21 protein-coding genes and 4 pseudogenes are annotated in these 25,354 nt (G+C 37.4%); 16 read left to right on the forward strand and 9 right to left on the reverse strand.

The window, feature by feature from the left end; all coding sequences use genetic code 11:
* The first annotated feature begins 190 nt into the window (after positions 1 to 190).
* From ylqF to FJR06_RS02555, 3 genes are all read left to right on the forward strand, one after another.
* Positions 191 to 1,072 carry a ribosome biogenesis GTPase YlqF gene (gene ylqF / locus FJR06_RS02545; protein ID WP_168650640.1) on the forward strand — a complete coding sequence of 294 codons (882 nt, stop codon included), beginning with the start codon at positions 191 to 193 and terminating at the stop codon, positions 1,070 to 1,072.
* A 213-nt stretch (positions 1,073 to 1,285) separates the two neighbouring features.
* The gene (locus FJR06_RS02550; RefSeq protein WP_168650642.1) at positions 1,286 to 2,653 is read left to right on the forward strand and encodes an NAD-dependent succinate-semialdehyde dehydrogenase; all 1,368 of its coding nucleotides are present in this window, start codon (positions 1,286 to 1,288) and stop codon (positions 2,651 to 2,653) included.
* Positions 2,654 to 2,767: 114 nt separating this feature from the next.
* A complete protein-coding gene (locus tag FJR06_RS02555) occupies positions 2,768 to 4,411 on the forward strand; it encodes an acetolactate synthase large subunit (RefSeq protein WP_148760599.1) in 1,644 nt (547 codons plus the stop codon).
* 101 nt (positions 4,412 to 4,512) lie between these two features.
* Here the strand turns inward: FJR06_RS02555 and FJR06_RS02560 are convergent, their stop codons facing one another.
* Positions 4,513 to 5,094, reverse strand: coding sequence for a hypothetical protein (locus FJR06_RS02560; protein ID WP_168650643.1), 582 nt, complete (start codon positions 5,092 to 5,094; stop codon positions 4,513 to 4,515).
* A gap of 521 nt (positions 5,095 to 5,615) precedes the next feature.
* Between FJR06_RS02560 and FJR06_RS02565 the strand changes: the two genes are divergently transcribed.
* Positions 5,616 to 7,454, forward strand: a complete 1,839-nt coding sequence (locus FJR06_RS02565) for a bifunctional serine/threonine-protein kinase/formylglycine-generating enzyme family protein (protein WP_168650654.1) — start codon at positions 5,616 to 5,618, stop codon at positions 7,452 to 7,454.
* On the opposite strand, the gene FJR06_RS02570 is transcribed toward FJR06_RS02565, so the two are convergent.
* The 3 genes from FJR06_RS02570 to FJR06_RS02580 all read right to left on the reverse strand — a co-directional run bounded on the left by FJR06_RS02570 (position 7,451) and on the right by FJR06_RS02580 (position 8,869).
* Positions 7,451 to 7,978: a hypothetical protein gene (locus tag FJR06_RS02570; RefSeq protein ID WP_015080806.1), complete on the reverse strand. Its 528-nt coding sequence runs from the start codon at positions 7,976 to 7,978 to the stop codon at positions 7,451 to 7,453. The two genes, FJR06_RS02565 and FJR06_RS02570, sit on opposite strands and share 4 nt — an antisense overlap.
* A gap of 75 nt (positions 7,979 to 8,053) precedes the next feature.
* The gene (locus FJR06_RS02575) at positions 8,054 to 8,392 is read right to left on the reverse strand and encodes a hypothetical protein (protein ID WP_168650644.1); all 339 of its coding nucleotides are present in this window, start codon (positions 8,390 to 8,392) and stop codon (positions 8,054 to 8,056) included.
* A 111-nt stretch (positions 8,393 to 8,503) separates the two neighbouring features.
* Positions 8,504 to 8,869 carry a Lin0512 family protein gene (locus FJR06_RS02580; RefSeq protein WP_168650645.1) on the reverse strand — a complete coding sequence of 122 codons (366 nt, stop codon included), beginning with the start codon at positions 8,867 to 8,869 and terminating at the stop codon, positions 8,504 to 8,506.
* A gap of 737 nt (positions 8,870 to 9,606) precedes the next feature.
* Here FJR06_RS02580 and FJR06_RS02585 point away from each other — a divergent pair.
* Positions 9,607 to 9,975 carry a pentapeptide repeat-containing protein gene (locus FJR06_RS02585; protein ID WP_015080803.1) on the forward strand — a complete coding sequence of 123 codons (369 nt, stop codon included), beginning with the start codon at positions 9,607 to 9,609 and terminating at the stop codon, positions 9,973 to 9,975.
* Between the two features lie 131 nt (positions 9,976 to 10,106).
* Here the strand turns inward: FJR06_RS02585 and FJR06_RS02590 are convergent.
* Positions 10,107 to 10,220 (reverse strand): annotated as a pseudogene (locus FJR06_RS02590) (DUF1838 family protein); the annotation flags it as partial.
* Positions 10,219 to 10,896 (reverse strand): annotated as a pseudogene (locus FJR06_RS02595) (VOC family protein); the annotation flags it as partial. The pseudogenes FJR06_RS02590 and FJR06_RS02595, both read right to left, overlap by 2 nt.
* Positions 10,897 to 10,919: 23 nt before the next feature.
* Here FJR06_RS02595 and xseB point away from each other — a divergent pair.
* On the forward strand, positions 10,920 to 11,159 hold the full coding sequence (xseB, locus tag FJR06_RS02600) for an exodeoxyribonuclease VII small subunit (RefSeq protein ID WP_015080802.1): 240 nt from the start codon (positions 10,920 to 10,922) through the stop codon (positions 11,157 to 11,159).
* A gap of 280 nt (positions 11,160 to 11,439) precedes the next feature.
* On the opposite strand, the gene FJR06_RS02605 is transcribed toward xseB, so the two are convergent.
* Positions 11,440 to 12,354, reverse strand: coding sequence for an amino acid ABC transporter substrate-binding protein (locus tag FJR06_RS02605; RefSeq protein WP_254433064.1), 915 nt, complete (start codon positions 12,352 to 12,354; stop codon positions 11,440 to 11,442).
* A 389-nt stretch (positions 12,355 to 12,743) separates the two neighbouring features.
* Here FJR06_RS02605 and FJR06_RS02610 point away from each other — a divergent pair, with 389 nt between their 5' ends.
* The 3 genes from FJR06_RS02610 (at position 12,744) to FJR06_RS02620 (ending at position 16,923) form a co-directional block, all read left to right on the forward strand.
* Positions 12,744 to 13,070: a hypothetical protein gene (locus FJR06_RS02610; protein WP_015080800.1), complete on the forward strand. Its 327-nt coding sequence runs from the start codon at positions 12,744 to 12,746 to the stop codon at positions 13,068 to 13,070.
* A 1-nt stretch (position 13,071) separates the two neighbouring features.
* On the forward strand, positions 13,072 to 16,449 hold the full coding sequence (locus FJR06_RS02615; RefSeq protein ID WP_168650646.1) for a tetratricopeptide repeat protein: 3,378 nt from the start codon (positions 13,072 to 13,074) through the stop codon (positions 16,447 to 16,449).
* 180 nt (positions 16,450 to 16,629) lie between these two features.
* Entirely contained in the window at positions 16,630 to 16,923 is a 294-nt protein-coding gene (locus tag FJR06_RS02620) for a hypothetical protein (protein ID WP_168650647.1), read from the forward strand.
* A 40-nt stretch (positions 16,924 to 16,963) separates the two neighbouring features.
* Here the strand turns inward: FJR06_RS02620 and FJR06_RS02625 are convergent, their stop codons facing one another.
* The gene (locus FJR06_RS02625; RefSeq protein ID WP_015080797.1) at positions 16,964 to 17,920 is read right to left on the reverse strand and encodes a hypothetical protein; all 957 of its coding nucleotides are present in this window, start codon (positions 17,918 to 17,920) and stop codon (positions 16,964 to 16,966) included.
* Between the two features lie 223 nt (positions 17,921 to 18,143).
* Here FJR06_RS02625 and FJR06_RS02630 point away from each other — a divergent pair.
* The 4 genes and pseudogenes from FJR06_RS02630 to FJR06_RS02645 form a co-directional block, all read left to right on the forward strand.
* Positions 18,144 to 18,323 (forward strand): annotated as a pseudogene (locus tag FJR06_RS02630) (HAD family hydrolase); the annotation flags it as partial.
* Positions 18,324 to 18,434: 111 nt separating this feature from the next.
* Positions 18,435 to 18,956: a hypothetical protein gene (locus FJR06_RS02635; RefSeq protein ID WP_168650648.1), complete on the forward strand. Its 522-nt coding sequence runs from the start codon at positions 18,435 to 18,437 to the stop codon at positions 18,954 to 18,956.
* On the forward strand, positions 18,949 to 19,758 hold the full coding sequence (locus tag FJR06_RS02640; RefSeq protein WP_015080795.1) for a toll/interleukin-1 receptor domain-containing protein: 810 nt from the start codon (positions 18,949 to 18,951) through the stop codon (positions 19,756 to 19,758). The genes FJR06_RS02635 and FJR06_RS02640 overlap by 8 nt, the downstream gene beginning before the upstream one ends.
* A gap of 9 nt (positions 19,759 to 19,767) precedes the next feature.
* Positions 19,768 to 22,185: a WD40 repeat domain-containing protein gene (locus FJR06_RS02645; protein ID WP_168650650.1), complete on the forward strand. Its 2,418-nt coding sequence runs from the start codon at positions 19,768 to 19,770 to the stop codon at positions 22,183 to 22,185.
* 42 nt (positions 22,186 to 22,227) lie between these two features.
* Here FJR06_RS02645 and FJR06_RS02650 read toward each other — a convergent pair whose 3' ends face one another.
* Complete coding sequence (locus FJR06_RS02650; RefSeq protein WP_015080793.1) at positions 22,228 to 23,004, reverse strand: sucrose-phosphate phosphatase; 777 nt, start codon at positions 23,002 to 23,004, stop codon at positions 22,228 to 22,230.
* Positions 23,005 to 23,051: 47 nt separating this feature from the next.
* Between FJR06_RS02650 and FJR06_RS02655 the strand changes: the two are divergent.
* The 3 genes and pseudogenes from FJR06_RS02655 to bioF all read left to right on the forward strand — a co-directional run.
* Positions 23,052 to 23,402, forward strand: a pseudogene (locus FJR06_RS02655) (HAD-IIB family hydrolase); the annotation flags it as partial.
* Positions 23,399 to 24,040: a Holliday junction branch migration protein RuvA gene (gene ruvA / locus FJR06_RS02660; RefSeq protein ID WP_015080791.1), complete on the forward strand. Its 642-nt coding sequence runs from the start codon at positions 23,399 to 23,401 to the stop codon at positions 24,038 to 24,040. The pseudogene FJR06_RS02655 and the gene ruvA, both read left to right, overlap by 4 nt.
* A gap of 6 nt (positions 24,041 to 24,046) precedes the next feature.
* Positions 24,047 to 25,276 (forward strand): 8-amino-7-oxononanoate synthase, encoded by a 1,230-nt coding sequence (gene bioF, locus FJR06_RS02665; RefSeq protein ID WP_371723293.1) that lies wholly within the window; start codon positions 24,047 to 24,049, stop codon positions 25,274 to 25,276.
* Positions 25,277 to 25,354: the final 78 nt, after the last annotated feature.

Consider the following 25,354-nt stretch of genomic DNA (forward strand, 5'->3'; position numbering starts at 1 on the left):
ATTAATTTTCACAAAGCAGTAAAGGATTCAGACATTTATGGCGCACAATATATCCTGTCTCTTATACACATCTAGATGTGTATAAGAGACAGCAACTGTACGGGCGAAGCATTTGGAGAACTATTTTTGGCAATGACCGATAATTTATTTTCCAAATGCTTCGCCCCTACTAACAACTAACAAACAATAAATGTCAATAACACAAAACTACAAATTAAATCTGATCCAATGGTATCCAGGCCACATTGCCAAAGCTGAAAAAAATCTCAAAGAACAGTTAAAACGGGTTGATGTGGTTTTAGAAGTCAGAGATGCTCGCATTCCCATAACCACAAATCACCCACAAATGAATGAATGGGTAGGGACGAAAACACGGATATTGGTACTGAACCGGGTAGATATGATTCTGCCACAAGTGCGATCGCGCTGGATAGAGTGGTTTAAAAATAGAGGCGAAGTTCCATATTTTACCAACGCTCAACATGGTCAAGGTATCACCGCCATTACCAAAGCTGCCCAAGCAGCGGGTATAGAACTTAACCAACGCCGCACAGATAGGGGAATGTTACCCCGTCCTGTTCGGGCTGTCGTGATTGGCTTTCCCAATGTCGGTAAATCAGCTTTAATTAACCGTTTAATTGGTAAGCGAGTTGTAGAAAGCGCAGCCCGTCCAGGTGTTACCCGGCAACTGCGGTGGGTAAGAATTTCTGATCAGCTACAATTACTAGATGCTCCTGGTGTTATTCCTGCCAGACTTGACAGCCAAGCCGCAGCCATCAAATTAGCTATTTGTGATGATATCGGTGAAGCAGCTTATGATAATCAACTGATAGCCGCAGCCTTCGTAGATATACTGAATGAACTTCAAGAAACGCATTCTAATTCATTACCACCACATCCATTACTTACACGGTATGATCTCGATTCCATCATTTATACAGGAGAAGAATATTTACAAGTTTTAGCAGAGCATCGCTATAAAGGAGATGTAGAACGCGCAGCCAGACAAATGATCACTGATTTTCGGAAAGGATTTTTTGGAAATATATCTTTAGAATTACCGCAAATGTAACCGCTAATTTGTATTTATCTGGTAGTAAAAGTCAAAACTAAGTAGAACGGCTTGAATAATTCAAAGTTTGTAGTGAGGAAAGATAAATAATTATCCCCGCAAAACTATTGTTGATTATTTTCTCTCGAAGGCAATTTTCGTGTTAGCTTCTGTGATGAATGTGTGTAACACTGGAAAGCTACCTCAAACTATTTTTTAATGGGAGGTCAGGTAATGGCTATAGCTACCATTAATCCCACCACTGGGGAAACGCTCAAAACTTTTGAGCCACTAAATGATACAGAAATTGTTGCTAAGTTAGATTTGGCAGGAAAGGCTTTTGAAGGATATCGTCAGACGAGTTTTGTAGAGCGATCGCACTGGTTAGAACAAGCAGCAACTATTTTAGACCAAGAAAAGGCAGATTTAGGGAAATTGATGACCCTGGAAATGGGTAAACCATTAAAAGCGGCGATCGCAGAAGTTGAAAAATGCGCCCTGGTTTGTCGTTATTATGCCGAAAATGCCCCTAGTTTTCTAGCTGATGTCACCATCAAAACCGATGCCAGTCATAGTTTTGTAAAATATCAACCTTTAGGGGTAATTCTCGCCGTCATGCCTTGGAATTTTCCATTTTGGCAAGTTTTCCGGTTTGCTGCACCAGCACTCATGGCAGGCAATGTGGGGCTACTCAAACACGCTTCCAATGTGCCACAGTGCGCCCTGGCGATCGAAGATATTATCCGCCGTGCAGGTTTTCCCCCAGGTGTATTTCAAACATTATTAATTGGTGCTTCTCAAGTTGCCAATCTCATGGCTGATGATCGCATCAAAGCCGCAACCTTGACAGGTAGTGAACCAGCCGGTATATCCCTCGCCGTTGCATCTGGGAAACAAATCAAAAAAACTGTTTTAGAATTGGGGGGCAGTGACCCATTTATTGTTTTAGAAAGTGCCGATTTAGAAACAGCAGTTAGCACCGCAGTAACAGCAAGAATGTTAAATAATGGACAATCTTGTATTGCTGCGAAACGTTTTATTATTGCTGAATCTGTGGCTGATCAATTTGAAAAATTGCTGTTAGAAAAATTTCAAGCCCTGAAAATTGGTAATCCAATGGCAGCAGATACAGATTTGGGACCATTGGCAACTCCTGATATTCTCAAAGAATTAGACCAACAAGTTAAAAATGCGGTCAAAAGTGGTGGTAAAGTCCTCACAGGTGGACACCCGTTAACAGAAATGTCGGGGAACTTTTATCCGCCCACAATTATCATAGATATTCCTGTAGATACACCAATTGCCCAAGAGGAATTTTTTGGCCCAGTGGCATTATTATTCCGAGTTCCTGATATCGAAGCAGCAATTACATTAGCTAATGATAGTCCCTTTGGTTTGGGTGCAAGTGCATGGACAACAAATACAGAAGAACAAAATCGCCTCATTCAAGAAATTGAAGCCGGGGCAGTATTTATTAACAGCATGGTTAAGTCTGATCCTCGTTTACCCTTTGGGGGAATTAAGCGTTCTGGTTATGGTAGAGAATTGAGTATTCAAGGTATTCATGAATTTGTGAATATCAAGACAGTTTGGGTGAAATGATTGTTTTTTTGAAACGCAGATGAACGCAGATGGACGCAGATAAAGGCAGATAATTGGTTTTTATTTATGCCTTGATTTGATGATTTTGATATTTTTTTATTTTGAGGAAATGATATGAATACCGCAGAATTATTAGTACAGTGTTTAGAAAATGAAGGAGTTCAATATGTTTTTGGACTTCCTGGTGAAGAGAATTTGCACGTTTTGGAAGCTTTAAAAACATCATCAATTCAATTTATTACTACCCGTCATGAACAGGGTGCAGCCTTCATGGCTGATGTTTATGGTAGGTTAACAGGAAAAGCCGGAGTCTGTCTTTCTACCCTTGGTCCTGGGGCAACTAATTTAATGACTGGGGTGGCAGATGCTAACTTAGATGGTGCGCCATTGGTGGCAATTACGGGGCAGGTGGGAACAGATAGAATGCACATTGAATCCCATCAATATTTAGATTTGGTGGCAATGTTTGCCCCAGTTACTAAGTGGAATAAACAGATTGTCAGGCCGAGTATTACACCGGAAGTTGTGAGAAAAGCCTTCAAGCGATCGCAAACTGAAAAACCTGGTGCTGTTCACATTGATTTACCAGAAAATATTGCCGCCATGCCTGTCGAAGGCAAACCTTTAAATAAGGATAATAGCGAAAAAACTTATGCTTCCTTTGCCAGTATTCGCGCCGCTGCTGGGGCAATTTCCCAAGCCGTTAATCCCATCATTTTAGTCGGAAATGGAGCAATTCGCGCCCATGCTAGTGATGCAGTTACGCAATTTGCCACCCAAATGAATATTCCTGTTGTGAATACTTTTATGGGTAAAGGAGTCATTCCCTATACCCATCCTTTAGCACTTTGGTCTGTGGGATTACAACAACGAGATTTCATTACCTGCGGCTTTGATAGTACAGATTTAGTCATAGCAATTGGTTATGATTTAATTGAATTTTCCCCCAAAAAATGGAATCCAGAAGGGACAATTCCTATTATCCATATTGCGGCCACTTCTTCGGAAATTGATAGTAGTTATATTCCCCAAGTAGAAATAGTTGGCGATATTTCTGATTCTCTTAATGAAATATTAAAATTAGCAGACAGACACAATAAACCCAATCCCTATTCTATTAGCTTACGTTCTAACATTCGCGCTGATTACGAAGAATATGCCAACGATGATGAATTTCCCATTAAACCGCAGAAACTAATTTATGACTTGCGGCAAGTTATGGGACCAGATGATATTGTAATTTCTGATGTTGGCGCCCATAAAATGTGGATTGCTAGACATTATCATTGTCATAGTCCCAATACTTGCATTATTTCCAATGGTTTTGCTGCCATGGGTATTGCGATTCCTGGTGCATTAGCCGCAAAATTAGTTTATCCAGATCGTAAAGTTGTCGCTGCCACTGGTGACGGTGGTTTTATGATGAATTGTCAAGAATTGGAAACTGCTTTGCGCGTCGGAACACCATTTGTTACCCTGATTTTTAATGACGGTGGCTATGGTTTAATTGAGTGGAAACAAGAAAACCAATTTGGGGCTGGTAACTCATCTTTTGTCCATTTTGGTAATCCTGATTTTGTCAAATTTGCCGAAAGTATGGGACTGAAAGGTTATCGAGTGGAATCTGTAGCAGACTTTGTTCCCCTACTTAAAGAAGCTTTGGCACAAGATGTACCAGCGGTGATAGATTGTCGGGTAGATTATCGAGAAAACCGTCGGTTTACTAAAAAAGCCGGTGAGTTAAGCTGCGAAATTTAAATCCTTGTGGGGTAGGTATTTTCCCAATCTTGAAATCCTATCCCACAATCTCAGATATCCTGAATACGGAGCGGTTTAGCAGTGCTAATAACTGTGTATTCTCAATTAGGGTTAACACAATACAAAGAATTAGGATCTTTGTAATTTCGATGAGTTGCTTTGTAAAGTGATTCAGCCCTATATCTTTGTCGACAATATTTATCCAAATCAAGGCCTGTTTCAAGAATATCCTGTGAAGGAACAGAAATCGTTCCTGCTTTTTTGAACTGACATACCCATCGAAATACTGGATAAACCTGTGGCTTTTCTGTGCTTAACTTGTGGGAAGGGATAGCTAAGTGATAATCTTCTAGGTTCTTGTCTGGATATCTCTCCCTGAATGCTTCTTTAGTTGTCTCATGTTTACACACATCATGCAAATTAATTTTTGTTTCTTGATACGTCTGGTTTTGAAAATCACTCGAATAAAATGTCCATGAAATTGATCCCGTTCCTAGTGCCACTATAATATTAATTAATATGGGATTATTCTTTAATATCTCTATTAATTTAGATAATTGCTCAATTAAATCAGTCAGAGCAAGTAAAGTGCTATGAACTTGGGAATTCATATTCTGTTTTTTATCAGAATCAGCATTCTGGATTTGATCAGGATCTTTATCTGGTGTAGGAGAATGTGACATAGAAAAAGTTAAAGTACATTTCTAAAACCTGCATAAATATACCAGAATCATAAAATCTTGTCAAATCTACTACAATGGTAATGATCAAATTATTCAATAGTATAAAAGAGAATTTATGTATTTTACCTTGATGTTTTCTACCCTTAAATACTCCTGCTAGTAGTCCCCACATGGGTCTTAATTAAATAGACACTCTATACCAAATTTCTAGAAAGTTTTGCTTTTATACCTAGTCCAAATTGGAAAAAACTTTGATTTGTAGATTTGTAGGTTGGGTTGAAGTATAAAACCCAACAAAGCAGGAAATGGACTGGGAAAAAAATTAGAATCTGTGCAACAAACAGCACAGATTTTTCTAGCTGAAAGTATTATTTATAAGTAAATCAAAACTTAGATTTTTTCACCTTCTCCCATAAACTAATTTATATTTTGACTATTTTTTTCTAACAACAATCAAAATCATTTTGACAAATCAATAAAATTGGGGATTACTTTTACAGGATGCTATGTTCCCAACTTCTATGCAAATTTGTCAAAATCCCAATTGTTCCAACCCCTTCAACCCGAAAACCTCTAAATCTTGTCTGAGTTGTCAAGAAAGTAATTTTGGGGAAATGCTGCGAAACCGTTACCGGGTTTTGAGGTTATTAGGTGAAGGTGGATTTAGCAGAACCTACGCTGCTGAAGATGTAGATAGACTGAATGCACCCTGTGTAATTAAGCAATTTTTCCCCCAAGTTCAGGGAACTGGACAACGTGCCAAAGCAGCGGAATTTTTCAGAGAAGAAGCTTTTAGACTCTACGATTTGGGAGAAAACCATGCCCAAATTCCCCGACTTTTAGCTTACTTTGAACAAGGTTCTAGTTTGTATTTAGTACAGGAATTTATTATTGGGAAAACTCTTCTCGAAGAACTGCAAAATCAAGCTTATGATGAAACCCAAGTTCGGCAACTTTTGGCTGACTTATTACCAGTTATAGATTTTGTTCACAAACATAATGTAATTCACCGCGATATCAAACCAGAAAACATTGTGCGTCGAGATAGTGATAGAAAACCCGTATTAATTGATTTTGGAGGTGCGAAACAAGTTACTCAAACCAGTATAGCTAGACAAGCAACAGCTATTTATACCCTTGGTTATGCCCCAACTGAACAAATGGCTGGGTTTGCTTGTCAAGCAAGTGATTTATATGCCTTGGGTGTCACTTGTGTACGCTTATTAACTCAAGATTTACCATTACAAAATGATTATGGACAACTTCAAGATCATCTTTATGATGCCATGAATGCTAAATGGTTATGGGCAGAACGTTTACGAATCAAAGGAATTACTATTAGTAATGAATTAAAGCAAATCCTAGATAAGTTACTCCAACATTTTGCACATGATAGATATCAATCAGCAATGGATGTTTTGGATGATTTGAACTTTCCTAAATCTCCCGTAGTCATTAAATTTTCTTCCTTTCCTAAACCACCATTAATCCTTCCACCTTCCCCAAAAATTACTGTTCCCTTACCTTCCTTGTCTAACTTTGATTTTTATGTAATTACCGTAGATACTTCGGGGAGAGAAGTTAACCGTGATAGACGAAATACTAAATATTTTAAAGAAGAATTAGGCAGAAATACAACTTTAGAAATGGTATCAATTCCCCATGGAACTTTTATCATGGGTTCTCTAAGTTGTGAAGGTGATGATGATGAACGTCCTCAACATCAAGTCATAGTTCCAGCGTTTTTCATGGGAAAATATCCTATTACCCAATTACAGTGGAGAACCATAGCAGCTTTACCTCCAGTTCAACAAGAATTGCCCCCTAACCCCTCAAAGTTTAAAGGTGCAAATTTGCCTGTCGAAAATGTTTCTTGGTATGAATCTGTGGAATTTTGTGCCAGATTGGCAATTAAAACTGGGAGAGAATATCGTTTACCTAGTGAAGCCGAATGGGAGTATGCTTGTCGCGCAGGAACTACCACATCTTTCCATTTTGGAGAAACTATTACTTCTGATTTAATTAACTGTAGCGGTAGCGATACTTATTCTGTAGAACCAAAAAGTAGATTTCGGAAAGAAACAACTAATGTTGGTTATTTTGAAGTTGCTAATGCTTTTGGTTTATATGATATGCACGGATTAGTCTGGGAATGGTGTGCAGATTCTTGGCATAATAACTATCATGGCGCACCTACAAATGGTAATGTCTGGGAAGATGGAGGTGATAAACATCGTCGGGTTTTAAGGGGTGGTGCATGGAATTTTGGTGCAGAACTTTGTCGCAGCGCTAGTAGAAGTTGGAATGAAGCAGACGGTGGTTTAAGAATGTGTGGTTTTCGGGTAGTATTTTCTGTTTAGAATGGAACTATTTCAAAGGCAAAAGTACCAATTAAACGTTCATCAATATAGACTTCTATTTGATGTTTACCCAAAGGATCTCCAGCAGCAATAGTCCAAAAATTTTCAATTACACCATTCACAGGTGTTACTGTGCGCGTGGAAGTTGCTGTTTTTCCATCTTTCGATATGGAGAAATTTTTATTATTTTCTGTTGTCCAAGTTTCGGGAGCTTGTGGTAAAGTTAAAACTTCGCGCCATTTGACTTTACCTTGATAATTATCAATTGTAATTCTCCAACCATAAGCATCACCTTCTTTTAAGGGAACTGTAGTTGTTGGAAAAAAATTGACTTTCCCTTCTGCGTTGACTATCTTTACGCCAAATTCACTCTTATTAACAACTAGTTGCTGATTAATAATTGGTTGATCATAATTTGTTGTACTTGCTGCCAAAGCCATACTAGACTTATGGAAAGCCGGAGTTATCATCGGTAATATCAAAGAAGCTGAAACTAATAAAAACTGGAAATTTATAATTTTCATCAACTTTATTTTCTAGTAAATAAGTAGGATACAAAATGTATATATCCTACTCTAAAAAAATATTTTTGGCAATAACTAATCTTCGTCAAGTGCAGGTAAAATTTCTTCAAATTGCCACAATTGATCTTTATTTTCTAGAAACCAAATCCGAGTTTCTGTAGTTAATTTACTCCAGATCACATCAACGGGAATATGGGGAGAAGCATATTGAAACTCTTCACCAAGAATTCTGAGATTATCCTCTATATTCCGAGGAATACCAAAATCCTCCCAATCAATTTTGACATTTCTGCCGATAACGCCCGCAGTCGGATCAAAAACTAATTGTGCGGCTCTAATTAAGTCAGCAAAGTGTTGTGCTTTTAATCCAATTACTTCTTGGATTTGAGGTGATTTTTGAGGATCTTGAGACATTTTCGCTGGAGTTATGTAGATGTTTAATTTAGAAAAATTACTGCCAGAGATGATCCCAGTATTTCTATTTTAGCTCATAAAATCCCCAAGAAATCAATATTTTCAAGTTAATTATGCAATTTCTACAAAAACTGTAACTGCGGCTACAGCTATCAACATTTCATCATTTTTATCGTTGAGAGAAGCAATTGCTAAACCATTAACTACCATTCCCCCTGCTTCTAAGATGAGGGTTTTTTGACCAAAGGGAAGAACAGCTAATACTTCTGTTTCCCGTACTTGTTCGGGGTAAGGAACGGCAATTTTGACTTCTATAATCATTTCATTGGGATCTTTTAAGCCCGCTACTTCCATAATACCAAGCAACGCATTGTGAGCGATCGCATTCCTAATTGCTCTTGCTGCTGCTACCGTCGGTTCTTGTCCATGCTGGTCTACACCCATTCCCATTTCGATAATAAACCGTTTTAGTGGCATAGTTAAATTCCAGTAATTGTGTATCTATTAATGTAACGTTGTATGGGGTGGTTATGTAATTTTTCTTAATTTAAGGTCAAATACTAAAACTGTCATCAATAATTCTCGGTTTTCATCATCACGTTGAGTAACTTAAATCTAAATTCATGTTCCACCTGAGAACCTAGTGTAATTCTATAATTTGGATGTTATTTAACAGCTTATTAGCTTATGTAATTGTCAAGAAATTTTTACTCTTCTCCAAATATAATTATGGCAAATCTGACATCTTTATACAGGAATACTGCGCTATTTACTATTTAGCCGTGTTTGATTAACTACTATTTACTATGATTCATTTTTAACTAGTGTCAGTTCAGAAAGTGTCACTCTCTACACTAGCAATTTAATTTTAAAAGAGATATCCTTAGTGAATGCAAGGAGTGATACCACTTCAGCTTATATTTGTTACAATTTTCCTAGCACTACTTATACTTTTTGTTATTTAAGTTGCGGGTTTCAAATGTTACAAAAATAATGAATTGGTAGAAAGTTATACGGGGAAACGCTTGAGTTACAAAACTCAGGCGTTTTTTATGTGTAAAATAGTTATATTCCCATAAATAGTATTAATTTATCAGTGTTTAATAATACTATTTATGTTTATATGGGCAAAAATTTTTGTGGTGATAAAATGCCAATAAACAACTTAGGAACTATTCTGGAGATAGAGGTTTTGTTGCTCAAGTAGGTTAGATATGGAAACTGAGGAACTAAAACGGCGTTATCTTGCAGGAGAAAGATATTTTGTTTCTGCTAAATTAATCAGGGCTAAATTAATTAATGCCTATTTACCCGGAATTAATTTATGGGGAGCAGATTTAAGTGAAGCTAACTTAGCTAAAGCTAAACTCTGGGGTGCAGATTTGAGTGGAACGAATTTAGCAAAGGCAAATTTGACTAAAGCAAATTTATCTGGTGTCAATCTCACTGAAGCAAATCTTCGGGGTGCTAGGCTGCATTATACTAAGTTATATGGAGCGAATTTACATCGTGCATATTATGATGAAAGCACCAAATTTCCAAGAAATTTTGATCCTCTGAGTCACAATATGCACAAGTTGTAATTACAGCAGGAGTCAGGAGTCAGGAGTCAGGAGTCAGGAGTAAAACTGTCTTTGTGTATAGGTTTCAATTTAGATTCTGTACCCCATTAATCTGCAATTTGCTGTCTCTACATTCATTTTCGGAGAGGTCTAATTCTATCCCAAGACAGGCTTAATTGCGTAACTGAATTTAGTTCTGCATTTTCTAATTCTGCTGTAGGTACAGAGATTTTAAATAATTCTGCGGCTTGATAAATTCCTCCTGGACGATTCATAAGTTGTTTCTATATCATCACGTACACGCAATAAACCTAAAGCTTGTTCATAGAATTTGAGAATTTCTTTACTATCATCTTGGACAACTATACCTACATGAGTAAACTGACTAGTTTTTAAAGGTGAATGATCATTAATCTGTCCATAATTAGTCACATCATAACCAAAACGTTGAAATAAAACTTGCCGACTAAATGGTTGAAGTAATAGCATTTCTCGTACCCCCACCAACGGTTCTACGAAAGGACGAATTTTTTGATCTTTGTTATAAATTACTTCCCAGTGAGTTTGAGTGTAAAGAATGTTTTCACCAATTGATTTTGCTGCTTCCGCATGATTTAAAATCCCTAATATATCCGCAGTTAAGCTAGTAGCCCAACGATTACCTTTTGTTTTCATGGAACTCACACCTAACCCTGTAGATGTAGGATTTTGCCAAATCATTAACCGAATTAATCCATGATCTGCATTTTGATGATAAAGTCGAATAGTCTGTAAAGGTGAATTTACCCGATATAGTTGATAAGCTGTAGTTGCGGTTAATTCTCCTATTTCTCCAATCCGATAACCAAATTGTTGCCAATATTGAATTGCAGAAATAGCATCTGTGACACCAATACAGACTTCATATATGCTGCTAATTGTTGTATTATTGTTTGAATTCATAATTTATTTAGGGGGAAAATTTTATGGTTAAACGGAATAATTCAGTTAAGTCCATGTCCGCAAACGGGGAAAGTTATGAAGCTAAGATAGCAGAAATTGAAACTATTATCACTCGCATTGAAGGAGGTGAATTACAATTAGCGGATATATTTGCAGAATTTGCCACTGCGGTTAAGTATTTACAAGAATGTGATAGTTTTCTACAGCAGCAACAGCAGCAGGTAGATTTGTTAATTGAAACTTTGCAAGATGACCAGAAGTAAATAAACGGAAGACAACCAAAATATGCGAAAATATGCAAATCTTCCTGAATGCGTTATCTTAGTTGAGTTTTGTAAAATTGTCAAAACCAAATAAGTAATAAATACTTTTTAAATACAGCCAAACATACCATTCATTATTACCGTAATTGTGGTAATTGCCAAAATTAGTTAATTCAGGTATCAGAAACAAACATCATTTTGGATATGTTGAAACTTTACCTGATTAACCAAATTAAAAAAAATTAACTTGTGAGACTATTTGCTAATTAATAACTACGGCTTACAAATCTTTCTGAGGAATCGGTTCATGAAACTCGATCATTAATTGCATGGTTTCTACGGCTAAATCACGTAAATCTTGATTGAGATATACAGCACCTTGAGAACCAAACCAACGGTCAAAAATCGCCACATATTTGGGGTTATTGTTCACAAATCCTTGCATAAATTTGACGAGGGAATAATTCACTGAATTGAGGAATTTCGAGTTATTCTCAGGAACCATACAAGCAATTCCTTCTCGTGAATAGGGACGAGGGGGGACTATGGCAAAACTATCTGGATTTTTTGCTGTTTGTAACCATCCTTCTAAAAGAATGCTATCGGATGCAAAAGCGTCAATTTTACCCTGTTCCAAAGCTGCAAATGCTTCCGATCTAGTCTTAAAATATACAAGTTTGGATTGGGGTTGTATTTGCTTGATTGCTTGTTCATTGGTAGTTCCAGCTAACACACCCACACGCTTATTAATCAGGGATTCCGGTGAACCTAAATTGGTTTCCTTTTTAATTAAAATTTGCGTCCCTGTGACACCATAACTAATAGAAAAATCAACTTTTTTATCTCGTTCCCAAGTAAAACTACTGGCATCACAGACAATATCAACTTGTCGGTTAATAATTTTGGGAATCCTTGCTGCTGGGGTAACTGCAACTAATTTAAGTGTAATTTTTTTGCCTAATTCTTTCTCTAATTGCTGTTGGATTAAAGTTAGCATATCCACAGAATAACCAGTCAATTTTCCTTGACTGTCGGAGTAGGCAAATGGTAAAGCATCTTTGCTTGTACCAGCAGTTAATACTCCTGTTCGGGCTACTTTTTCCATCACTGTCTCTGCACCGGCAACACCGGGTATTAATCCTGATAATATCAAACCGAAGATCACAGGGGCAATATTTTTATATATCTTCGACATAGTGAAAGCAGGTAAATGGGAAAGATTTATTTTGGTACTTACAAACATATTAATCTTGGGGAATCCATAGAATCAAAATGATTAAATTATCTCTATTAAAGATCAAGTTAACAGTTCTAGAAATGATTCTTCACATTAGATCCTGCACAGAATTATGAAACCAATTAATTCATCCGTCTTGATCTGCGTTTATCTGCGTTTATCTGCGGTCAATTATTCTGGAAATCTGATTCTATACAACTTCATTTTAATTTGGTATTGCACAATTATTGATAGTTATATGTCAGGATTTAATTGGAATTGATCGCTTGCAAAGTCATCATCCTTACTCTATGATATTTGAAAATAATGGTTTATAAACGTGGAAATTAGCTATTTTAGGTAAATTTATGACAGAAATTAAATTTTCTATTGAAGGTGAAGATGCCATTACAGCCGCAGAGGAACTTTTGGCAATTGAAGGTATAACTGGTAACTATACCGTAAATTCAGAAGATGTGAAAAAAGAGGCAGTAATTACCACTGTTGCCACTATAGTTGGTTTGGTGGGTGGTGCGATCGCTATTGCTGAACAAATCCGCAAATGGTATCAAGAGTATAAACAAAAACAGTCAGGTAAAAAGATTGCTAAAGTCCTCATTGTCGGACGCAACGGTAGACGATTGTTGTTAGAAAATGCTACAATTGAACAAATTCGCCAAATTTTAGAATCATAACGTGCAGATTCTTCACCTTGACCTAAAAGCCGTTGACGGTAATTATGTAGAGTTACGCTACTTTACTGATAATTACAACCAATACAAAGAACGCAAACTCGATCTGAGCGAAATTACTAATTTAATCGAGTTAGCAGAAACAGATTATTACGTTTCCTCCTTTGCGGAAGATTACGCAGTCACAGGAAAGAATCTGTATAGGTGGTTAGATGGGACTGACAGATGGTTACAAAACCTCATCAATCAACATCAACATCAGGGTCAAGGAATCATTTTAGCCATTCGTACCTCTGTCGAGAATGTAGAGACGTTCCATGGAACGTCTCTACAAAATAATACAACGTCTCTAAATTCTGGAAAGTCTCTCAATCATTTACCTTGGGAAGTTCTGCACAATGGTAAAACCTTTCTCGTTCAACAGTCAATTGTTCCTGTCCGGTGGGTATCCTCGGACTCCGTGAAAACATTGTCTGTGGAGAAAAACCCAGAAAACCGCGCTTTACAAGTCTTATTTATGGCTACTTCTCCCCAAGGAGTAGAACCTGTATTAGATTTTGAAGCCGAAGAAGCGCGAATTTTGGAAGCCACAGGAAGACAACCTTTAGCTTTAACAGTGGAAGAAAGCGGTTGTTTATCAGAATTGGGTTATTTAGTCGCAGATTACGGTAAAGATTATTTTGATATTTTCCATATTACCGGTCATGCCACAATTACCAACGGACAACCGGAATTTATTACCGAAACCGAAACCGGCGCAGCTTATTATGCCAGTGCAGAAGATATCGCTACAGCACTACAATTCCGATTACCCAAATTGATTTTCCTTTCTGGTTGTCGCACCGGACAAGCTGGTGGTGATGGTGATAATTATGGTTCAGTCCCTTCAATGGCGGAAGAATTACTCAAAGCAGGTGCAAAAGCCGTTTTGGGATGGGGACAAAAAGTTTTAGAATCTGATGCAACGGAAGCAGCAGCCACATTATATCAAGAATTAGCAGCAGGAAAGCAAATCACCGAAGCAGTTGCCAGAACCTATCAAACATTAATCAAAAACAAAGCGCGGGATTGGCATTTATTGCGATTATATGCAGCCGATAGTTTACCAGGAGAATTGGTGACACCATTGCGGACTCTGGGGAGGAAACCAGCGCCACCTCTTTCTGTGAGTACGGAATTTTTAGATCCTGCGGGTAAGGTGAAAGTCCCCACCCGTGAGAGTTTTGTTGGTCGTCGTCGTCAGTTGCAAAGTTGTTTAAGGACGCTAACACAATCAACGGAAGAAATAGGGGTATTAATTTATGGCATGGGTGGTTTAGGTAAAAGTAGTTTAGCAGCTAGACTTTGTGACCGACTCCCGAATTTTCAGCGTGTTGTGTTGGTAGGGAGAATTGATGAACCGAGTTTAGTCAATAAGTTGGCGGATGAGTTAGATGATAACGAACAACGCAAACAGCTACAAAATCCTGATGAGGAATTGAGATTTAGATTCAAGCGGGTATTTCAGCAGTTGTCGGACGCTGGGGAAAAGCCGTTTTTGTTGGTGTTGGATGATTTTGAGGAGAATTTAGAATTGACCTCTCCCCCAACCCCTCTCCTGCAAGGAGAGGGGAGTCTAGTTCCCCCATTCCCTCGCAGGGAAGGGGGGTTAGGGGGGTTAGGTCGTTTGCAACCAACAGCCGTAGAGGTTTTAACAGCTTTGGTTTGGGCGATTCGGGAAACATACACCAATCATCGGTTAATTCTCACCTGTCGTTATGACTTTGAATTTAGCCAGTTGCGGTATTTTTATAAACAGCCCTTGGGGGGAATGAGGGGGGCAGATTTAAGAAAAAAGTGTAGTCGTCTTGTGGCTTTTGGGGCAAAATCTGAGGTAGATGAGGCGTTGAAATCGCAAGCGCGGAGGTTGGCTGATGGTAATCCCCGGTTGTTGGAATGGTTGGATAAGATTTTGCAAAATTCCACAGTTGACCAAGTTGCAATTCTCAATCGTTTAGAAGTTGATGCGGTGGAGTTGCGAGAACAGGTTTTAGCTGAGGCTTTGCTGCAACAAATGGATGAAACGATGGGGGAAATGTTGTCACAGGGTTTGGTGTTTGAGTTATCAGTCCCCAGGGAAGCATTAACCGCAGTTTGTGAAAATATCCCCAATTTGGCAGATTATATCAATCGGGCGGTGGCGTTGGGATTGTTGGAAGTTAGTCCTGATGAGTCGTTGCGTGTACCGAGAATTTTGCCATTGACGTTATCCACGAATGTAGAAACCTTGCATCAAAAAGGGGCTGAGGTTTTGTATCGTCTGTGGTGGGAACAAGGAGAAACTTCAACAGAGGAAGAAAGGTTAGAAATTCATCGTTTAGCGTTGTTGGGTAAGAATGAAAGAATTGCCGTCAATGTTGCAAATTATCTTTCTAGAAAGTGGATTTCTCAGAGTCGCTTTCAGGACACTCATAAAATTTCCCAAGAGACACTTAATAATATAAGAGATTATCGTATGCTTAGTAATTTAGCTCGTGTTGAAATTGAGCTAGGTAAGCTTGAAAAAGCTGTAGAGTATTATCAAGAAGCTTTAAAAATTTGTCCAGATAGTGAAATAATTGAACTCTGCGGAATTAAACACTGCTTGGCATATATCAAATCTAAAAATGGAGAATTAGATATAGCTCTTGAAATGTACCAAGAGTGTCTTATGAATAGCGAAAAAATCGGTCATCTTAAAGGTAAAGCTTCCGCATTACACGAGATAGCAGGAATATATTTATTACAAGGTAAGGTAGAAAATGCACTTAATAAATATCAAGAATGTCTAGAGATTCAAGAAAGTGAAAGTATTAATGATCTTCAAGGTCAAGCAGCAACATTACATCAGATTGCATACATAGAATCACAAATAGGAAGAATACAAGAAGCTCTTGCTAACTATGAAAAATCTTTCTACCTTAACGAAAGTCTTGGTAATCTTAAAGGAAAAATATCAACTTTATGTCAAATAGCATCTATTAAAGAAAATGAAGGAAACTTAGAAGCAGTTGTAAGTATTTTTAAAACATCTTTGGCTATAGTTGAACAAATTGGCAGTGTTGAACTTAAAGCAGCAACATTTTATAATATGGCAATTACTTATATTAAAATTAAAAAATTTGATTTAGCCAGTAATTTACTTAATAATTCACTTAATTTATCTCAAGAAATGGATGATATTAAAGGTCAAGCAATTACTTTAACTTCGTTAGGGCAGTTGTTAGCATATAAACAAAGAGATTTTGTTACTGCATTAGACTATTTAGAGCAATCTTTAAAGATATTCCAGCGTATCAAATCACCTGATGCTGAGACAGTAAGGGAAATTATTAATGATGTGCAACAAATGGCAAATAGTTAAGGTACTTTCTTAAAGTATCAACTTGCAAAGTCAAAGTATTTAGTTACAATTTTAATGCACTGCTTTACAAATCTAATAGATCAAACTACAATCTTAAAATATTAAATTACAAAGTGAATGTATTAATATATAAATCTAAAGTATTAAATTACAAAGCTGAAGTATTAAAATATTGAAGAAATGTTATACTTTACACCAAACTACGTAGAACCTACTGAAATTAATCAAACATCAAAACAAAAAACTGAATGGGAGTTTGCAGAAATCTGGGTAGATACTCTTATATCTCCTCCTTATATTGTGATGTTAGTCAAAGAACAATCAGGAAAATTCTGTATCCATAACCCTGCACAAAACTATAAAATCATCTTTGCTAGTGACAATTATGAAGCTGATAAAATGTGGCTACTAGAAGATGAATATGAGCGATTGAATAATCGTATTTTACAACAAGATGCTGATGATAAAGATTAAAAGAGACGTTGACTAAAACGCCTCCTTGTTTAGGATATGTCTAATCAACCTTAAACCTAGCTAATAGTTCCTCACGGGAAAGATTAACTAATAACTGAGTTCTTTCTGTGGGAGAAAGTTCCATCAACTGACTGATAATAGCAGATAACTCCTCATCTAAATTACCAAAACGCACCGCTAACAAACTCTCGACCATCAAACGTTGTCCGTCTTTTTGTCCTTCCTGTCTTCCTTCCTGTCTTCCTTCCTGTCTTCCTTCCTGTCTTCCTTCCTGTCTTCCTGCTTCTATTCCCTCTTGTTTCCATTCTTCACACTGTTTAAGATACGCAGGTGATAAACTCATAATTAACTCCCTTACCTCTTCATCATTGACATTACTATTCAATTCTAAATTTTTCCGCCAAGATGCGAAAATTCTTACTAGATACTTCCATTTATCGTTCTCTTTTGATAGTTCAACTACTTCGCTGATAGCTTCATTTTGAGTTCTACCTTTTCCTAATACCCTTAACCATAGTGTATCCTCTGTCATGGGTAACTGGTTAATAGCCACAATAGCTGCTTTCTGGTATTTTGGCAGAAAATAAACTCCTTTTTCCCATCCCTCCTTTGTTTTTGCTCCAAACCCTTCCAAGATTCTTTCAGAACAAGTGGGTGTTAAAATCCATAGAAAAGGTAATTCTTCTTCAGAGATAGAACGTTTTTCTCTTTTTGCTTGTCGTAATAATTCACCCTGAACGCTATACAATTTTACCAAACAACTTCTAATTTCTACCTCGTTAGGTGCATTGCGGTAAGGTTCAAAAAGACAGCTTTTAACTGCCATTTTTCCTAATAATCCTAATTCAGAATTTATCGCTGTTGTCGTCGGAACAAACCAAACATCTATTTCCTGAACTTCGCTTTTGACATCTTTACTGGTTTCTACCTTACCTAAAGGTTTTAATAATTCTTCTAGGTATTCTTTAGCCAGTTGGTCGTGCAGTTGTCGTGTCATCATTCCCCGCTGGGTTGTCAGCTTGACTATTCTGGTATTTATTTTAAGATAGTTCTTCCTTATCAAATTTATCATAGCAAATTTCAAATCAATTGTCAAGCATCTAAATACTGTTTTTGCGCGAAAAATCAAAGGTTAATTAACCACTAAATTCGTCAATTCTGCGCTAAGTGCCAAAACAGCATACACTTTTTGTGAATTAACCTCACAAAAGGAGTTGACTGTGACTAAGTTCTTATTCGTAACCGATTTAGATCATACTTTCGTAGGGGATGATCAGGCATTATTATTGTTGAGCGATCGCTTGCAACAACATCGTCAACAACATGGGACAAAGATAGTCTACTCTACAGGGCGATCGCCTGTGCTTTACCGCGAACTCCAACTTGATACTCTCGTCCTACCTGTCAACTATCTCAAGTTTGATTTTTAAGTAATATGATATATTTAGCCAAAATCCTACAAAATTTGGTTATACTGAAATATAGTTATTATTGTGCGTAATTTTACTTATATGTCTAAGTCTGACCCTGCCAAAATCAAAACCGTATCATTCAGCCTTCCTTTTGGTATTGGTTCTGTTGAATGGCAATCTGATCCAACAGAGCGCAAAGCCGCATGGTCAATCTATGTTGAACTTGTTACCCGCATTGCAGTACAGTCTTTGGAAACTGACCAAGGACTCTTACGGGAAGCTTTAACATCTTTATACAACTTGTTTCCTGTAACAAGACAAGTTTTAAAGCAAGCAGGTCCAGATGTGGGAGCATCACTTGATTCGGTGGGAGGAATTGCGATCGCAGTCTTAAATAACGGTTTGCGTCCTTTCCTTGCTAAGTGGCATCCTCTCTTACAAACATGGGAAGCACAGCGTCCTCCTCATCTGAGTGCGAAAGAACATGAGCGCAATTGGTCTGAAGAAACAAAATTGCGGGCTGAGTTAGAATTACTGAGGAAAGACTTGGAAAAATATGCCAACGCATTAGCGGAAATTGCTGGAGTCAAGGAAAAACAAAAGGAAGTGAACAATGGCTGAATTTGATGTTTTTTTAGCTCACAATAGTATAGATAAGCCTGTAGTTAAAGTTATTTATGAAGCACTTGAAGAGCGTGGTATAACCTCGTGGTTAGATGGAGAAGAAATTCGTCCAGGAAGTTTATTTCAAGATGCAATACAAAAAGGAATTCCATTAAGTAAATCAGCCGCTATATTTATTGGAAAAAGTGGATTAGGAATGTGGCAAGGACTGGAATTAAAAGTAATTTTGTCAATGTGTTTAAAACAGAATATACCAGTAATTCCTGTGTTATTGCCAGGAGTGTCCGACTTACCCCCGGATATGCTTTTTTTGAAAGAATTCAATTATATAAATATTTATGACGGTGAGATAGTCAATAAAATTGTCAATAAACGTGTTTTAGATTTATTACAATGGGGCATAAAAGGCCAGAAACCAGAAGATTATTCAGCAGAACAGATAAAGATAAAGCCAGGAAAAATACCGAATAAAGAAAAGTTAGTAGACTTAGTAATTCAAGATATTTATGATAGAAAGGATAATCCCTACGCAGACGCTACAATATGGTTTGATGCTATTGAAAAAATTATTGATGATTTAGTTGATGATTTAGTTGATGCTATTGCAGAAAATAATGATAAAAACAAAAATAAAATATTGCCTCGATTGGGTAAAATTCCTATTTTTACTGCATATAGAAATTCTCAAGAATTACTGATAAATAAATACATTATGAATCAAATTAAAAATAAGCTAGAAAAAAAAGGAAAAAATAAAAACGAAATTGTTAATATAATCCAACAACTATTGTTAAATTAATAAGACACTATGGAAAAACATAAATTTCTGAAAAACAACTATACAGCAGGAAATATTCTCAACTTATTGTTGCAATTATACTCGGAAAAAGATTTTCAATACTGGGATCTATCAGAAATAGATATTTGGGGTGTTGACTTCCGAGACGCTATCTTAACAGGAGTGGATTTTAATGACTCTGACCTGAAGAACTGTATTTTTACTCAACCTTTAGGATGTATTCACTCCATTGCTTTTAATGCTGATGGTAATTATTTTGCTACAGGCGATGCTCATGGATTAATTCGAGTACATAATACAGAAAACTTGGCTCTGTGTTTTTTTGAAAAGGGAGCAGGAAATCAGATTTGGTCAGTGGCTTTTAGTTCAGGGACAAATTCTCAACAATTTGCATTAGCAGCAGAAGATGGTAGCGTTAAGTTGTTCGAGATTGAAAACCTTGCTTCAGGCAAACTCAATTTTAAGGAAACCAACTCATGGCGTGAAACAGGACGTGTATTATCAGTAGCCTTTAGCCTTGATCCTGAAAGCAATATTCTGGCATTTGGAGGAGATGGAAATGCAATAACTTTCTACAAAATTAAAGAGAAAGATACAATACGTTTGCCCATCAGTAATGTGTATTGTATGACTTTTATTGATGACAGAACTCTTTATAGTTGTAGCCAAGAGGGAGATTTTATTGGTTGGGATTTAAGTACACGTAACCCTCAAATATTCTACCAAGAACGTAAGAGGCATGAAAAATTAATACGTTGTATTGCGTTTAATGCAACAAAACAAATTATAGCCACTGGATCTGAAGATGGAAAATTGAAAATTTTCGATACTAACAATAAACAAGACTTACAATTCCAGCTAGTCTATATTGAAAACGGATCTGAAAAAGACTATGAATATACAAAATATATTAGTGAAATACGTACACTAGCATTTAGTTGCGATGGGAGTATTCTTGCAATTGGATGTATTTGTAAGAATCAACCTGATAATAGTGAGCATAAAATTCTACTGTTTGATTTAACTGGAGACAAATGGAAACTGATTAGCACATTGGATAATTCTCTTTCAGAAAACCAAGACCAAAATGGTCATACACATTTGATCAGAAGCATTGCATTTAGTCCTAACACTGATAAACCCCTATTTTTTATAAGCGGTGGTGATGGACGCACTGTCAAACTCTGGGATTGGGATCAAGACAAAAAAAAATGGAAATGTCAAGATAATTTGAGAGGATACGCTAATCGCCTCTGGTCAGTGGCATTTAGTAAGAATGAAAATCAATCAATTTTTGCTTGTGGATGTGAAGATAATAACATTCATATTTGGAATTACAATGATCGCACACATATTCCTAGTTACACCCTTTCCAAACATAAGGATTGGGTTTGGTCAGTAGCCTTCAACCATGATGGAACACTTTTAGCTAGTGCTAGTGAAGATAAGACTATTGGTCTTTGGCAGTTTAAAGATAACAACTGGAATCTTATAAATCCTGAAGCAGAAAATACATCACAAACAAACCACTTACTTAACATAAAACATACTAAACGCGTTAGATGTGTTGCTTTTCATCCTACGGAAAATATTTTAGCTAGTACAGGGAATGATAATATAGTTATTCTATGGGATCTAAGAAATCTGAATAATATAAAAGTATTATCCAAATTTACGAATCACACCGACCGAGTGTTATCCCTAGCTTTTAGTCCAGATGGTCATTTCTTAGCTAGTAGCAGTCGGGATAAGACTATTCGTTTGATAGACATTGTAGATAGTGAACCAAGCAATGACCAGCAGTCAAACTCTTCGGTTTTGGAAAAACAACTGGAGGGGCATCAAGATCAAGTTCATAGTATTGCTTTTATTAAAAACACTGAAGGTTTAGTTTTTCCAAAAGAACAGGAAAATCCTCCAGAAACCCAGGAAATTAAACCCTTTTTGGTTAGCAGTGGTTTTGATAGACAACTGATATTATGGGGGATTAATCACAATAATACCTCTGTGGAGAAACTATGTTCTGTGAATGAAGGTCAAAGAATACTTTCTGTTGCGTGTCACCCCACAGAACTAATTATTGCTAGTGCCGGGCATGATCGCATTATTATACTATGGAAAATAGAAAAAAATGAAAAAAATGAATATGTATTCAAAAAAATCAAGATACTTAAAGGACATAAACGCGCTGTAGAATCTATAGTATTTACTCCTGATTGCAAGAGGTTAATTAGTTGTGGACAAGACCAGACTATTAGGTTTTGGGATGTAGAGGTAGATAAGAATAAGGAGATTAGTAAAATTAATATTAGTCTTCACACCATAGAACTTGGTAAACCATACCAGGGTATGAATATTTCTGGAGTTAAAAATTTAGATCCTGCCCAAATATCTGTTTTAGAAGAATTAGGAGCTTCAAGAGATTAACAAATAAGCTGGTTGAATCAAAAAAAACGGAACTATTAAGTTTTATTCTTCCAAAAATTCAAAATGCCGTAAACCTTCTTCAATTCCAGCAGCAAACTCAGCTTTTGCTAAGTAACGATTTTTGCTTGGGTTTGCTTTGTGCCAATCTAGTAATTCTTGTTTGGCATTTGCAACAATAATACCTTTTTCTTTTCTATTGGCAAAGAGGGCAATATCATTACCAGAGTCCCCACACGCAACTGTTTTGGCTGGTTCTATTTCTAAATATTCGCGGACAAAGGTCATGGACATACCTTTGTTGGCTTTACGTGGTAGGATGTCTAGGTCTTTGTTATCACTATAAATAACTTGAATATCTAAACTTTGTTGGAGTAAGGCTTTTTCTAAGTCTGATACTATTTGTAGAGCAGTTTTTTCTTGGAGAAAATAGCTAACTTTAAAAGGTCTTTGCTCACTTTCCGGCTGTGGTTTTAATTGAGTAAAATTGGCAGCTATTTTTACAACTAATTCTCTATCCCAATCTTCAGATAGATTCTCTGACCACTGATTATTAATAATCAATTGATCTTGATGATTATAAGAGTAAATTTCTGTACCTACGGCGCAAATGAGTATATTTGGCTGTAAAAGTGCTATTTGTTTGTGATTTTGTTGTTGTTCTAGTTGCTGATACAGATATAGCGATCGCCCAGTAGAGTAAACAATTTTTGTATTGTGTTGCTGACGATATAGTTCTAATTTGCGATTCAGTCCTTCCATTGCTTGATCATCACCCACGAGAGTGTGATCAAGATCGGTAATGAAAAGAAATTGAGTCACAGTATACTCCTTATATATAGTCGTTTTCAAACCAAATTCGCCTGACTATACCACAACTTGAAACCGAGTTGCAAAAAACTCAACTAAATGTAAAGTTAATCTATAGTAGTGAAATTGACCTTGACATTTTACCCCATACCAGCGATAAAGGTCAAGCAATGCAGTTTTTACGACAGAAGTGGAAATTTGCAGCCGAGCAGACTGTTGTTTGTGGTGATTCAGGTAATGATATAGCTTTATTCGCTGTCGGTCAGGAACGGGGAATCATTGTCGGGAATGCTCGTCCAGAGTTACTCCAATGGTATCATCAGCATCCTGCGGACTACCGTTACCTCGCCCAAAACCGTTGTGCTGCTGGGATTATGGAAGGTTTAAAATATTTTGGTTTCCTAGAATGATTAGCTATCTTAAAGGTATCGTTGCTGGTGTCCAAGCCATTACTCCTAATCGCGTCATCTTGACCTTAGAAGTCAATGGCACAGGTTACGATTTACAAATTCCCCAACGTTTGTCCAACCAGTTAACATCTACTGGGGATGTGATCCAAATCTTTACCCATTACCAGATTCGAGAGGAAATCCCCATGCTTTATGGTTTTTCTTCTCCTTCCGAACGGGATTTATTTCGCCATTTGCTCAGTGTTAGCGGGATTGGTGCGGCATTAGCGATCGCTCTCTTGGATACAATGGAATTACCAGAGTTAGTCCAAGCCATTGTCGCTGCTAACATCCAAATGCTAATTCAAGCCCCTGGAGTGGGCAAGAAAACCGCTGAACGCATTTGTTTAGAACTAAAGAGTAAACTCATCGAATGGCGCAAATCAGCGGGCTTCTTTGTGGCTACAGGGGGACCCGCACCAGGAATTTTAGAAGAAGTGCAAATGACTCTCTTTGCTTTGGGATATACTGCCCATGAAGTCAGTCACGCTTTGCACACAGTTAGCGAAAATATTGGTTTACCCAAAAATGCCTATGTGGAAGATTGGATTAGACAAGCGATCGCTTATCTTAGCAGTAGTGAAGTAGAGTGTTCCTAATTCATGATCAATAATAATCCCTATGCTTGGATAAATGAATCTCTCGCCACTATTCATCGGGCTGACTGGTATCGTTGCGTGCAAACTATTCACAGCCGACCCGGTGCAACTGTGGTCTTATCTGGGCAAGAGGTTATTAATTTTGCCAGTAATGATTACTTAGGATTAGCAGGAGATGAACGCTTACAAATAGCCGCCATTACTGCTATTCAACAATTCGGCACTGGTAGTACAGGTTCTAGATTACTCAGTGGGCATCGAGAAATACATAAAGAATTAGAACAGGCAATAGCATCTACTAAACAAACCCAAGACGCATTAGTATTTAGTTCTGGTTATTTAGCTAATTTAGGGACAATTGCGGCCATAGTCGGCAAAAGAGACTTAATTTTATCTGATGAATATAATCATTCCAGCTTAAAAAAGGGAGCAATTCTCAGCGGTGCAACTGTCATGGAATATCCGCACGGTGGTACTGCAGTACTGCAAGAAAAGTTACGGGAACACAGGAAAAATTTTCGCCGCTGTTTGATCATCACTGATAGCGTCTTTAGCATGGATGGTGATTTATGTCCATTACCCCAACTGCTAGATTTAGCTGAAGAATTTAGGAGTATGCTACTGCTCGATGAAGCTCATGCTACGGGAGTCATGGGAAAAACTGGCGCTGGCTGTGTAGAACATTTTGGGTGTACAGGGAGGGAATTAATTCAAATTGGCACATTAAGTAAAGCCTTGGGAAGTTTAGGCGGATATGTAGCCGGAAGTAGCTCCCTGATTGACTTTTTACGCAATCGCGCCCCCAGTTGGATTTATACCACCGCCCTTTCTCCCGCAGACACAGCAGCAGCAATAGCCGCTATGAAGATAGTGCGAGAAGAACCGGAAAGGCGATCGCAACTTTGGCAAAATGTCAATTATTTAAAACAATTAATTACAGAGAATTTACCTAACTTAAAGTTATTCCCCACAGAATCGCCGATATTATGTTTTCAATTATCTAGTGCAGCAGCCGCATTAACAGCCGGAAAGCATTTGCGAGAATCAGGAATTTTTGCCCCAGCCATTCGTCCCCCCACAGTTAGCACCAGTCGGATTAGAATATCTGTAATGGCTACCCATGAGTTAGGACATATTCAGAAATTGGTAGAAGTGATCAAAAGTATGGAAGAATTAGACCTTGACACTCCCCGGTCTAAAGACGCGGGGATTCTACATTCACAGACTCGCCGTTAGACGACAGGTTTGCACCCTTACGGGTTCGGCAGTCGCTCATGGGGGAAACCCCCAAGACCGCGCTGCCTCACCAATCGC

The organism is Dolichospermum sp. UHCC 0352 (genome assembly GCF_009711925.1).
In the GTDB taxonomy this organism is placed as follows: Bacteria; Cyanobacteriota; Cyanobacteriia; order Cyanobacteriales; family Nostocaceae; genus Dolichospermum; species Dolichospermum lemmermannii.

Coding starts and splice junctions, on each gene's coding strand:
- ylqF (WP_168650640.1), top strand. CDS start 191: ATGTCAATAACACAAAACTACAAATTAAATCTGATCCAATGGTATCCA.
- FJR06_RS02550 (WP_168650642.1), top strand. CDS start 1,286: ATGGCTATAGCTACCATTAATCCCACCACTGGGGAAACGCTCAAAACT.
- FJR06_RS02555 (WP_148760599.1), top strand. CDS start 2,768: ATGAATACCGCAGAATTATTAGTACAGTGTTTAGAAAATGAAGGAGTT.
- FJR06_RS02560 (WP_168650643.1), bottom strand. CDS start 5,094: ATGTCACATTCTCCTACACCAGATAAAGATCCTGATCAAATCCAGAAT.
- FJR06_RS02565 (WP_168650654.1), top strand. CDS start 5,616: ATGCAAATTTGTCAAAATCCCAATTGTTCCAACCCCTTCAACCCGAAA.
- FJR06_RS02570 (WP_015080806.1), bottom strand. CDS start 7,978: ATGAAAATTATAAATTTCCAGTTTTTATTAGTTTCAGCTTCTTTGATA.
- FJR06_RS02575 (WP_168650644.1), bottom strand. CDS start 8,392: ATGTCTCAAGATCCTCAAAAATCACCTCAAATCCAAGAAGTAATTGGA.
- FJR06_RS02580 (WP_168650645.1), bottom strand. CDS start 8,869: ATGCCACTAAAACGGTTTATTATCGAAATGGGAATGGGTGTAGACCAG.
- FJR06_RS02585 (WP_015080803.1), top strand. CDS start 9,607: ATGGAAACTGAGGAACTAAAACGGCGTTATCTTGCAGGAGAAAGATAT.
- xseB (WP_015080802.1), top strand. CDS start 10,920: ATGGTTAAACGGAATAATTCAGTTAAGTCCATGTCCGCAAACGGGGAA.
- FJR06_RS02605 (WP_254433064.1), bottom strand. CDS start 12,354: ATGTCGAAGATATATAAAAATATTGCCCCTGTGATCTTCGGTTTGATA.
- FJR06_RS02610 (WP_015080800.1), top strand. CDS start 12,744: ATGACAGAAATTAAATTTTCTATTGAAGGTGAAGATGCCATTACAGCC.
- FJR06_RS02620 (WP_168650647.1), top strand. CDS start 16,630: ATGTTATACTTTACACCAAACTACGTAGAACCTACTGAAATTAATCAA.
- FJR06_RS02625 (WP_015080797.1), bottom strand. CDS start 17,920: ATGACACGACAACTGCACGACCAACTGGCTAAAGAATACCTAGAAGAA.
- FJR06_RS02635 (WP_168650648.1), top strand. CDS start 18,435: ATGTCTAAGTCTGACCCTGCCAAAATCAAAACCGTATCATTCAGCCTT.
- FJR06_RS02640 (WP_015080795.1), top strand. CDS start 18,949: ATGGCTGAATTTGATGTTTTTTTAGCTCACAATAGTATAGATAAGCCT.
- FJR06_RS02645 (WP_168650650.1), top strand. CDS start 19,768: ATGGAAAAACATAAATTTCTGAAAAACAACTATACAGCAGGAAATATT.
- ruvA (WP_015080791.1), top strand. CDS start 23,399: ATGATTAGCTATCTTAAAGGTATCGTTGCTGGTGTCCAAGCCATTACT.